The organism is Sporosarcina sp. HYO08 (genome assembly GCF_001563475.1).
GTDB lineage: Bacteria > Bacillota > Bacilli > Bacillales_A > Planococcaceae > Sporosarcina.
This window is the reverse complement of the sequence record NZ_LPUT01000023.1, coordinates 448,226-459,014: the sequence shown is the minus strand read 5'-3', so window position 1 is coordinate 459,014 and position 10,789 is coordinate 448,226. Positions and strand designations below refer to the sequence as shown.

The 10,789-nt window shown below is 37.4% G+C and carries 11 protein-coding genes and 1 pseudogene; 8 read left to right on the top strand and 4 right to left on the bottom strand.

The genetic code is table 11. The features are described from left to right. Window positions 1-215: 215 nt before the first annotated feature. From AU377_RS09270 to AU377_RS09260, 3 genes are all read right to left on the bottom strand, one after another. Window positions 216-779 carry a site-specific integrase gene (locus tag AU377_RS09270; protein ID WP_067407202.1) on the bottom strand — a complete coding sequence of 188 codons (564 nt, stop codon included), beginning with the start codon at window positions 777-779 and terminating at the stop codon, window positions 216-218. Between the two features lie 231 nt (window positions 780-1,010). Further along, window positions 1,011-1,532, bottom strand: a complete 522-nt coding sequence (locus AU377_RS09265) for a hypothetical protein (RefSeq protein ID WP_067407200.1) — start codon at window positions 1,530-1,532, stop codon at window positions 1,011-1,013. Between the two features lie 23 nt (window positions 1,533-1,555). Beyond that, entirely contained in the window at window positions 1,556-4,279 is a 2,724-nt protein-coding gene (locus tag AU377_RS09260; RefSeq protein ID WP_067407199.1) for a DNA methyltransferase, read from the bottom strand. A gap of 1,109 nt (window positions 4,280-5,388) precedes the next feature. Here AU377_RS09260 and AU377_RS09255 point away from each other — a divergent pair. From AU377_RS09255 to AU377_RS15755, 5 genes and pseudogenes are all read left to right on the top strand, one after another. Further along, window positions 5,389-5,868: a hypothetical protein gene (locus AU377_RS09255; RefSeq protein WP_067407197.1), complete on the top strand. Its 480-nt coding sequence runs from the start codon at window positions 5,389-5,391 to the stop codon at window positions 5,866-5,868. A gap of 70 nt (window positions 5,869-5,938) precedes the next feature. Next, a complete protein-coding gene (locus tag AU377_RS09250) occupies window positions 5,939-6,571 on the top strand; it encodes a hypothetical protein (RefSeq protein WP_067407195.1) in 633 nt (210 codons plus the stop codon). Between the two features lie 142 nt (window positions 6,572-6,713). Beyond that, window positions 6,714-7,283 (top strand): hypothetical protein, encoded by a 570-nt coding sequence (locus tag AU377_RS09245; protein ID WP_067407193.1) that lies wholly within the window; start codon window positions 6,714-6,716, stop codon window positions 7,281-7,283. A gap of 394 nt (window positions 7,284-7,677) precedes the next feature. After that, complete coding sequence (locus AU377_RS15520; protein ID WP_156450416.1) at window positions 7,678-7,815, top strand: hypothetical protein; 138 nt, start codon at window positions 7,678-7,680, stop codon at window positions 7,813-7,815. Between the two features lie 76 nt (window positions 7,816-7,891). Further along, window positions 7,892-8,047, top strand: a pseudogene (locus AU377_RS15755) (exodeoxyribonuclease III); the annotation flags it as partial. Window positions 8,048-8,116: 69 nt separating this feature from the next. On the opposite strand, the gene AU377_RS09240 reads toward AU377_RS15755, so the two are convergent. Continuing rightward, window positions 8,117-9,019 carry an aldo/keto reductase gene (locus AU377_RS09240; protein WP_067407191.1) on the bottom strand — a complete coding sequence of 301 codons (903 nt, stop codon included), beginning with the start codon at window positions 9,017-9,019 and terminating at the stop codon, window positions 8,117-8,119. 72 nt (window positions 9,020-9,091) lie between these two features. Between AU377_RS09240 and AU377_RS09235 the strand changes: the two genes are divergently transcribed. The 3 genes from AU377_RS09235 to AU377_RS09225 all read left to right on the top strand — a co-directional run bounded on the left by AU377_RS09235 (window position 9,092) and on the right by AU377_RS09225 (window position 10,770). Continuing rightward, window positions 9,092-9,640, top strand: a complete 549-nt coding sequence (locus AU377_RS09235) for an NUDIX hydrolase (protein WP_067407189.1) — start codon at window positions 9,092-9,094, stop codon at window positions 9,638-9,640. A gap of 73 nt (window positions 9,641-9,713) precedes the next feature. Beyond that, window positions 9,714-10,232, top strand: coding sequence for a hypothetical protein (locus AU377_RS09230; protein ID WP_067407188.1), 519 nt, complete (start codon window positions 9,714-9,716; stop codon window positions 10,230-10,232). A gap of 79 nt (window positions 10,233-10,311) precedes the next feature. Then, entirely contained in the window at window positions 10,312-10,770 is a 459-nt protein-coding gene (locus tag AU377_RS09225; protein WP_067407186.1) for a Fur family transcriptional regulator, read from the top strand. The last annotated feature ends 19 nt before the right edge of the window (window positions 10,771-10,789 follow it).

Here is a 10,789-nt window from a genome sequence, read left to right as displayed (position 1 = left end):
AATCTGTTTATCTTTCAATGTGATCACTCCTGATATTTCCCCCTAACGTAATGCTAGGGTTATTTTCTATCAAAAGTGGCTCAGTTTTCAATTGTTATAGTGGCTCACTTTTAAGTTACCATATACAATTGCTGCTTTTACTTGATTTATAAAGACAGAATACCGAATATCAAACGCTATTGTTTTCCAGTTTCATCATTATGCAGTCGTCCCTCTTAAAGCACGAAATTTTTTAGATTGTTTTCTATTTCTTCATCAGTGATTCCAATATATTTTAGCGTTATTTCAGGGTGGGAATGGTTTAGAATCATCTGCAATTCCGCCACATCTTTAAACTGCTTATAGTGCCAGTAACCAAAGGTCTTCCGCATTGTATGAGTGCCGATCCCGTCCGTAATATCTACCATATCAGCCGCTTTGTTGAGTTGTCTGTACGCTTGTATTCGACTAATAGCCTTGTCACCTTTACGGGACGGGAAAAGCCATTCTGTACCCTCCAGCGTGTTTATGTATGTATTCAATTCATCATATATATTGGCAAGCTGTATAGTACGGGGCTTGTCGGTCTTTCCTTCTTTGACAGTAATCCGCTTTTTCCCTTTCACGTCACTAATTTTCAAGTTAAGAAGATCACTCACCCTTAATCCTGTATTGATTCCAATTAAAAACATTATGTAATCACGTTCACCGCACCATTTCCGTAAAGACCATTTCATATCCTCAATCTTTTCTAGTGAACGAATCGGCTGTACGTCTTTGATTTCTTTTGATTTTCCCATTATGTATAACCCCTTTAGAATCAGTGTTTTGAATGTAACATATTTTTTATCTAAACATAGAATATCCTACTTTCCGGTCAAGGTCAATAGAATAAATGAAATGAATGTAACTTATTATGTATTTTGTTACATTAGGTTCGCTCTATGTCTGATTATCTCTTTTTTATAGAAATTGAGAATGAAAAACGACCCTACGGCATTACTGTAGAGTCGTGTTAAAATTCGAAGATACTATTCCTCAAATATTTTATATTTTAGAAGAACCTTATGTAATAAATCCAAAGCAATATTTTGATCCTCCAATATGGAAGTTATCGCATCATAAAATTCTACACTAACTGGTTCCTCTGTCTTTAATTCCTTGAGAGTGGTTTTATTAAGTTTTTCGTTTTGTAAAATAGCTTCTCGAAAATAGTAATCAATTTCTTTTTCAACATCTGTTACTGGCATAGTCTTATAACTATTTATTTTAATACTGTTAGCCATTATCAATTCTTTAAATTCTTCAGTTCTTGATTGAGTATAGTAATCATCTTCTCCAATAAATTCCGTAAAGTCATCCCTATAGTTTGCATTGGATAAAAAATATCCCATCAAATCATGAAAGTATTCTTTACTGACATCTCCATTCTCTACTCCCTCGGGATAATTTTCATACAAGTCCACACTTCCACTTTCTTTTGGACTGCACCCTGCAAAAATTACCGTAATTATAAAAATTGAAATCAGCAAATGTCTTCGTTTTTTCAACATTTTTTATTCCTCCTTCCTGCTATCTATTTAGTCATTTCGCTTCGTACCTTTTCCTGATACTTTTCAAATAGGAACGCTACCCTATCCTCATCTGTTTTGAATGTTTTGCCGTAGGCTTTCTCAACCGATCTATCTAGATCATTGTGAGCCTTCAATAAATCAGGTGGAGTAGCAAGTGGATCGTAGAGGTCGGCTAATGTGCTGCCTGCGTACTTCCCTCGAACATCCAGTATTTTTTGGGCATTCTTCTCAATATCGCTTTTTTGCTTTTCCGTTGGTTCGGGAAATATAAAATTATTATAAACTAGTGTGTTTGAATATCTATAATCCCCTTTTAGCCGACCGCATACGGTTCTCATCCAAGCCATGTGCATGGATGAATTGAGTATTCCAAATAAATATTTATCAGCATTAATAACTTGAAATGCTGCATTGGTACAAATTGTAGGAGGCTCAAAATAACCCATAGGGATAAACTTTCGGTTTTCTGATGAGACTGCAGGAATAATTAATATATCTTCGTCTATAACTTGATCTTGACGCAACCGTGTTGGATAGTCCGCCCACTTTCTTGTAGAAGCGGCCCTGCTTTCTAATCTCATTTGCTTTACTGCTTCTACCCGTTCAATAACATGGGGCATTTTCCTTAATTCGGTCGGAGGACAATCAGCTATATATAGACAATATCGTTGGTAGCCATTTATTAACTCGTGAGCCCCAATCCACGGACGGAAATACTTTTTGGATAGGGGTTCTTTAGCAATAAAATCCATCATTTCTTCTTCTGTAAAAATATAATTTCCGCCATCGGTAGCTTTTGAACCCCATATCATAGGGGGAACATTACTAATAGGTGATCGTCGACTTTCTATAAATATAGTCGGGGCGTCTAATAAATACTGATTAATCATATTTACGGGTTTAGAGGTAGGCTCCCCTTTTATATGGGGATATGAAAATAAAGTTTTAGGTAAACCTTTTATACAACTAAACCCAACAATAACACAATAAACAGCTGCTTTCCCTCTTGCTTCATTAGTCCATTGGAATGTTTGATGGGCAAAATGGATCTCCACATCAAGTTGATACATAAGATACTTCCATAAATTAAGGGCTTGTTCACCCTGACAAACAGAATTTGTAGATACTAACCCCACTTGTATTTTTGTAAAACGTATATATTCAGCAGCTTTTATATACCATCCAGCAACAAAATCAAGATGTCCTGCCTTCTTTAATCCTTTAGTTACGGCTACTAGGTCATTTTTTTGTTCTTTTGTCATCAAACTGGATCCAACAAAAGGTGGGTTTCCTAGAATATAACTCAATTCACTCTTAGGAACTACGCTTTCCCAGTCTAGCTGCAAAGCATTTCCGTGAACAATATGAGGTCTTTTTCTCAAGGGCAAACGGACAAAATACTCACCAAATTCATTACTAATTTTCATATTCATTTGGTGGTCAATTAGCCATAGAGCAACCTGGGCAATTTGGGAAGCAAATTCATCAATTTCAATTCCGTAAAACTGATCGACATCAATTTTTACCCACAAATCAATGTCTAAAGTCATTTGTCCACGCAACTGTTCTCGTATAACTTCTAATTCCAAAAGCCGTAGCTCGCGATATGCAATAATGAGGAAGTTTCCGCAACCGCATGCAGGGTCTAAAAACCGCAATGAAGCAAGTTTTTCATGAAAGTCATTTAGCTTTTCGTTTCTTCGAGATCTTGCATTTTTAATTTTTTCAAATTCATCCCATAAATCATCTAAGAATAGTGGTTTAATCACCTTTAGGATATTTTCTTCGCTTGTATAGTGAGCGCCAAGCGTTCTACGTTGCTCGGCATCCATAACACTTTGAAATAGAGAACCAAACACCGCTGGGGAAATTCTTCCCCAATCTAGTGCCGAACTCTCCAATAGCAAATCTCTCATTTCAGAATCAAAAGTTGCAAAACCTAGCCGATCCGCAAACAAGCTGCCATTGACATATGGGAATTGATTAAGATTTTCATCAATATTTGTTGCCCGTTCCCCTACCGGTATATTCAATGTTTCAAAAATCCCCGCTAAATGAAATCCTAAATCACTGCCATCCTTACGGGTTTCCTCGTCTATGTAATCCCGGAATAAATTTTTCTCGAAAATCCCTGTATCATCAGCAAATAAACAAAACAGTAGCCGCACCAAAAACACTTCTAAATCATATCCGGTATAACCAATTGTTTTTAACTTATCATGTAACTCTCCCATTTTTTCAGCTGCATGAATATTAACGGGATCCTGTTCTTTGATTTCTTGTTTCTGATAACCCGCTATAAACCCAAATAACTCTATATTCTGGGGAAATTGACTTAATGTAAACCGTCTTTCTCCACCTTCATCTAAATCATAAAGGACAAAGTTTTCAAAATCAGAAACCAATATGTATTTGGGTAGCTCTGCTTCTTTTAAACCGGGGAAATAGTCTTTTGCTTGCCGATAGGCTTTCTCCAGATCTTTACCCTTAGATTTATGTTCAACAAGCAAAACACCTTTCCAAAGTAGATCAACGAACCCCTGTTCACCGCCAGTCTTTTTGACGCTTTTTTCAAAAGTTGCAACCCTTCTGCGTGATATACCGAAAACATTGAAAAAATCATCCCAAAAGGATTTGGCCTCGGCATGTTCGCTTGTTTCATTCTCCCATTCTTTCGAAAATTTAATTGCTCTTGCTCTAATTTCATTCCAACTTAATAAAGCCATGTGCTTACCCCCTATACTCAACAACAATATAACACTTTCTCTTGCTACTCAAGATGCTATACCTTTGTAGAGTATTCTTTTAGGGGGTATATTGCCGCTTTGTGGAAAGTACGAAAGGGGCAACAAAAGTTAGAAACTAACTTCCAACTTAGGGGAAATTTCTTTACAGTACTATTCTTTAGTGGTATGTGCTTCTCACAAAGCTAACCCCCAATCAAAACTCAAATACATACAATAGGCAAGCGTAACGGTAACGCTCCCGGCTTATCATAAGTCACCCCGTTAGAACGGCACTAACTACCCCAATACCGCCAGCCATCATCGGGGCATAGAGAAGGGAAGGAGTTGTGAAGCACATCATGTACAGGCAAGGCCGCAACGCCACACAATGGGCAAGCCTGGTGTAGGTTGGTGCTATAATGTCTCAAGGCAATGTATATTCAATGCTAGTGTAGCCCTTGTACAGGCCGTTGTATTGAGGTGCTGGAAAGTAAGGAAGGGTATACCACCTGAAGTGGGTAGCTGGAAATACGCTTTCTACCGTTTACTGGATATATTCGGTGGTCGGAAAACTCTTCGTAACATTAGACTTTCCGGGCGCACTGTTAAATGCATATTTTCTTTTTGGGGGTGTCCTTGTCAAAATTTTTCATTCCAAATGGTCGTTTTCCGGTCAAAAATTCTGCGCCAATTTTTTAAAACCTTTTTGGGGGTGACTATAAAAGGTAAAATAACAATTTGAAAATTCTTTTTAAATCAAGAGAAAATTTATTCTCTGGAATGATTGAATATATTTCGATTCCTAAATATGAAATAGTGTTCTACCTAATCAATTTTTTCACGTACCTATTTTTTATTCTAGTACCGCAATGAACATTTTTCTATTCCACATTAACATTAATCCCGACAATCCACAGTGTTCTATGATCAATCCTAGTCCATTTTCTATACCAATTTAACCCTGAGCGATTAGAGCGCCTTATTGAATATATCAGCTATTAAATTTGATACATTCTTAAGAAGGTGTTTTCATTGTACAGAAAAGTCTATAAACTATCTTTGTATATGGTAAAATAGACGCAGTTCAATATTACCTACGGAGGGGAAGAATGAAAAATATCTTTATAATTATTGTGGGTTGCTTATTGATTGCGGGCTGTTCTGGTAAAGAGTTTCAAAGCAGTGAAGAAATAGAGGGAGAAATTGAAAAGGTAGATACAAAAGAAGCAGAAGCAACAGAGGAAGTAAAAGAGCCGATTATGGGAGTACCAACAGCTTTGAGGGGAACAGAAGAAGGAGAACGGATGCAAGAAGAAATTGATAATAGGAAACAAGAAGAAGCTGAAAAACAAGATCCTAAAGGAAGATGGTCGTCAGTTCCACCTGATACAGTTAATAATTTTCCATCACTTAGAGAGAAATATGAAAAAATGAAAGAGGAAGAAAGGGAAAGGAATAGGGTTGCGCCAACTATCGGAATGACTGATTATGAAGTAAGGGAATCCACATGGGGTCTACCTCACAAAATTAACAAAACAACAACGAGATATGGTGTGAGTGAGCAAGCAATGGGTGTATCCGAATTATAAATATTTGTATTTCGAGGATGGATATTTGACGGCTATTCAAGAATAGTTCGAGTCATGGGGAGGCGATACAATGAAATTAAAAACAATTGTTGTGTTTTTAATGACTCTTATGTTAGTCGCGTGTAGTGATACTGATGGGGAAGCAATCACTGATGAACAACCTGTTTTGAGTGAATACGAGCAGATTAAAGAACAGGAAGATTTAATTGTAAAACATATTGCAGACAAAAATTATGAAGAAGCTAGTGATATTATCCCGTGGGGGATATTAGAGAACAGTGAAAAAATAAGAATATTAAATTTATATGCAGCGAAAATGGATTTAAAAGAAAAAACAGGGCAAGTCACATACGGAGGGTTACATGTAAAGATTCCTCCGGATTATGATGGCGAATTTAAAGACGAAATCAGGGCTTTTATGCTTGAAAGCGAGATTCCATACGAGGAATGGGAGAGACGTTACAATGATCATAAAAATCGGGAGTACGAGAGAAAGAATAAAAAAGTGGCGAAAACAGCAGAACCCATTCCCTATGAACCTGCTATTGGCATGACGGATTATGAGGTAAGGGAATCTACATGGGGCAAACCTCAAAAAATTAATAAAACGACGACTAGGTATGGTGTAAGCGAACAATGGGTTTATCCAAATTACAAATATTTATATTTTGAAGATGGTTATTTGGTGACGATACAGGAATAATTTTAGCGAAGATTAATGATTTGAAATTTATCTTTATTTGATGGTGTTTTTAATTATTAGATTTGCGATTCTCTTTTGTTTGGTATGAAATTCTATCTATTGTTTTGCTACTATTATCACGTAGTTCGATAGGGGGATTAGGATGTTTAGCAAACCTGTTTATTTACACGAACAATATACTCACAATGGTGAAATTATCAATGTTCGCACACACGTCTACACCGATAAAAGTTACACTAGCTTTACCTACAATGGGCAAGAGGTTTCGGAATCCTTTGATAATTATTCTGGTTCATCATGGTACACTATTGCTAAAAGAAATTGTATGTTGATTGATAAGTTAGGTAATGACTATAAAACGTATGCTGAATACAGGAACGAAGTAAAGAAGATTGAGGATAAATATATTATTGTAGATAACAATGTTTATGGATATTTCCATGATGATTCTGCAAACGGTAGTCGTAAACCTGTTTATCATATCTTTTCAATTGAAATGGAAGATGAAGAAGTAATTTCCGAAAGTACAAATTTGAACAACGACTTATTTAAACATTTCAATAAAAAAGACATATTCTCCAAGTTTAAAAGCAGGGTTAGGACATATTATAAAAATAATGAAGTTCTACCTAGTGTCAAAAGATTAGAGAGAGACGAAACAGATAAGTACAGAAAAATGAAAGAGTGGCTAGTTGAAAACGCTGATTGCTAATTACTAATATAATGTTGCACCTTCAATTCTGAAGGTGTTTTTTTATTCCCATTTTTAGGAGGTGTTCATCATTGAAAAAATACTACTCGCTTCATCCGTAATAGGTGGATGGCTTATCTTCCTTATAGGGGGTTAGCATATTAGCTTAACCCTCTTGGGAGTGTCCATGCTAATAGAGGTGTAAACGGGTATTATGAAGGCGATTGTAACCTGAAAATTAAACTCGAAAACATTAACCATTCATTTTACATAACATTTATTCGGCAATTTTCATATTTCCACGTACTTGAGGGATTGGTATTAAATAACAAACATCTCATAATGAAAAAATGTCCTAAAAATTTAGTGGTACGTAAGTGTCTTTCTGAAGCAGTAAACTTCAGGAGGATAAGCGATGAAAAAAACAATACAAAAACCAAAACGAAAAAGAGGAATGAAACAAATCACCGTAACAGTGACTGTCAGTAAAGAGCTAGGAGGTCTTGAATGTGCTAAGTATTTAATGAATATCGGTGCATATAAAGAAAAATAAATATAAAGAATAAAAGAGGGGGTGCATAGTGCTACTTCTCTTTTTTTTTATGTTATTATTAGTTCAACGTAATTAAAACTTTATGAATAAGGTCAGGGAACGGAATATCGGCTGGCGCATTGATTATTTTATTGCTTCGAGCAGACTGGAGTCAAACTTTGTAACTGCTTCAATTGACAGCGAAATTATGGGCAGCGACCATTGCCCGATTGTATTGGAAATTAATCTTTAATTTTTTGGGGAGAGAAAAATATATAAGCTTGATAGATGTCATTTTAGATGAAAAAACGGAGCACCGATCTCAAAGTCGGTGCTCTTTATATTGATGTGCGGCTGTTAAATGGGATAGCGCTTCAATGGATTTCTTTGCTACCTCTTTGTTGTAGGCTTCAATCGAACGGGTGAATTGTTCTGTTGTCCGTGCGCCAATGAGAGCCGTCGCGACAGTTTGTTCACGTAACACAAATGCGATGGCCGCGGCATGCAAATCATCTGTTTCATTAGCGAGGGCGGCAACAGCTTCCCGCAATTGTTCCGTGTTATACGCTGCAAAACCATTCGACTTTGAAGCTCGCTCCAATCCTTCCGCAGTTAAGAATCCTTTGGCGATTGTTCCTCGGGTAATAACAGAGGCTCCTGCCTTTTGGATCATTGGAAACCATTCTTCTGGTCTTCGGTCGAGTAGACTATATTGCATCATAATTGAACTGGCATCGCTTTTTTCTAAAAAGCGATGAATGACAGTTGGACGAATAGAAGAAATGCCATATTCGCGAATAAGTCCATCCTGCTTCAAACTTTCAAACGCATCGATTGTTTCATCAATATTGTCCTCCATCGTACCGCCGTGCAGCTGATACAAATCGATATAATCGGTGCCAAGCCTTTTCAGACTTTGTTTGACCGCTTCTATTATATGTTCTTTGGAAGCATCCCACGTCCAGCTTTTACCGTCTTCGTTCATCTTATTGCCAACCTTTGTTGCCAAAACTATTTCATGTCTCCGTTTTTTGAGTGCTTGGCCAACAATCGCCTCGTTTTGTCCGTTTGCATAAAGATCCGCGGTGTCGAAAAAGTTAATCCCCGCATCGATTGCCGCATCTATAATATTTTTCGTTTCTTGCAGATCATTTGGTAAAGACATACAGCCAAGTCCGAGCTCAGAAACAAACAAAGAACTGTTGCCTAATCTTCTTTTATTCATACAAAACACCCCTCCCCATTGTTCCATGTTACAATGATCGCAATATTAAATCCAAATGAAAGGGTTGGGAATATGAGCAAATACGAGGAGAAAACAATTATTGGAGAAACGCTGTATGAAGGGAAAATTATTACACTCCGGGTTGAAGAGGTTGAGCTTCCAGATGGCGGTCATGCAAAGCGAGAACTAATCAAGCATCCTGGTGCGGTAGCGATTGTTGCGGTTACCGAAGACCATAAACTAGTGCTGGTAGAGCAGTATCGTAAAGCGCTAGAGCGAACAATGATTGAAATTCCCGCTGGAAAAATCGAGGCGAATGAGGAACCAGCCATTACTGCGATTCGCGAGCTGGAAGAAGAAACAGGCTATGGCGCAAGAGATTTTACATATATTCAATCATTCGCCACCTCTCCCGGTTTTGCGGATGAAATCATTCATCTGTATTTGGCACAAGGGCTTTATTCGGTTGAGCAGCCCGCCGAAGGAGACGAGGATGAATTCATCGGTCTTTTAGAAGTAACAGTGGAAGAAGCCGAGAAAATGATGGAAACAGGCGAGATTTTTGATGCGAAAACGGCATTTGCTGTTCTTTACGTAAAGCAATTACTCAGTCAAGTTTAAAAATGAATCATAAATGTTTAATAAGTCAAACCGGACAAGCATAGATTAAAGAAACTATGCGGGGGTGTAGCCGGTGGTCCGTTCTTTACCAATTGTCCATCTATTCATCATACTTGCGGTTGGCTATATTGGAGGGGCTTTGCTGTTTCGTGAAATGCCCGTCGCCGCGATCGAAAAATTGTTGGCATTTTATGATGTCCGGGTGATGTCGGATGCTGAAAAGACGATATTCCAACCTCTTTTAACAACAATTTTATTAGTTGTCATTGTAATTGTTTTAGCGTCATTTCAGAGGACGCGGCTGCTTGTCCTATTTCTAGGTGCCTTGAAGTGTGTGTTGTTTGGTCTATCGTCTTCTTACTTATTAAGTTCAAGTAAGCGTATGATTGAATATACAATTTGGTGGTTTCCGTTCCAGTTTTTATCATGCTTTTTATTTCTGATGTTTTGTGCCATTCTCGTCCCTCCTTATTTTATGCGGACGAACTTTCGAAAAAAGCAATCTAGCAAAACTTTATTTGTTTTTATCTTTTTAATGGCAATCGTTCTAGTTTTAGATATAATACTTTTCCTTTTTGTTTTCCAATCGTAGTTTTCTAACGGCTCATTCTATTCAGTTGTCAGAAGGAAACCCCATTTGGTATAATGGTGGCAGTTTGGGGGGGCGTCGAATGGAAGGCCGTATTGAACGCATAAAGAAACAATTACACGGGGCTAGCTATAAGTTGACGCCTCAAAGAGAAGCAACAGTGCTTGTACTTCTGGAACATGAAGAAGATCATTTGAGTGCGGAAGATGTATTCTTGCTCGTTAAAGAAAAATCACCTGATATTGGGCTTGCAACCGTCTATCGAACGTTAGAACTGCTAACAGACCTCAAAATTGTAGATAAAATCAATTTCGGAGACGGTGTTTCAAGATATGACTTGAGAAAAGAAGGAGCAGCCCATTTTCATCATCATTTGATCTGTATTGAATGCGGAACGGTAGATGAAGTACAGGAAGATCTTCTTGGAGATGTCGAGAAAATAGTTGAAAGTCGATTTGAATTCACCATTAAAGATCATTGGTTAACATTTCATGGGATTTGTAAAAGATGCAGATCAGGTGAAAATGATAGTAAAGATTAAAATGAGGGATGGCGCGACG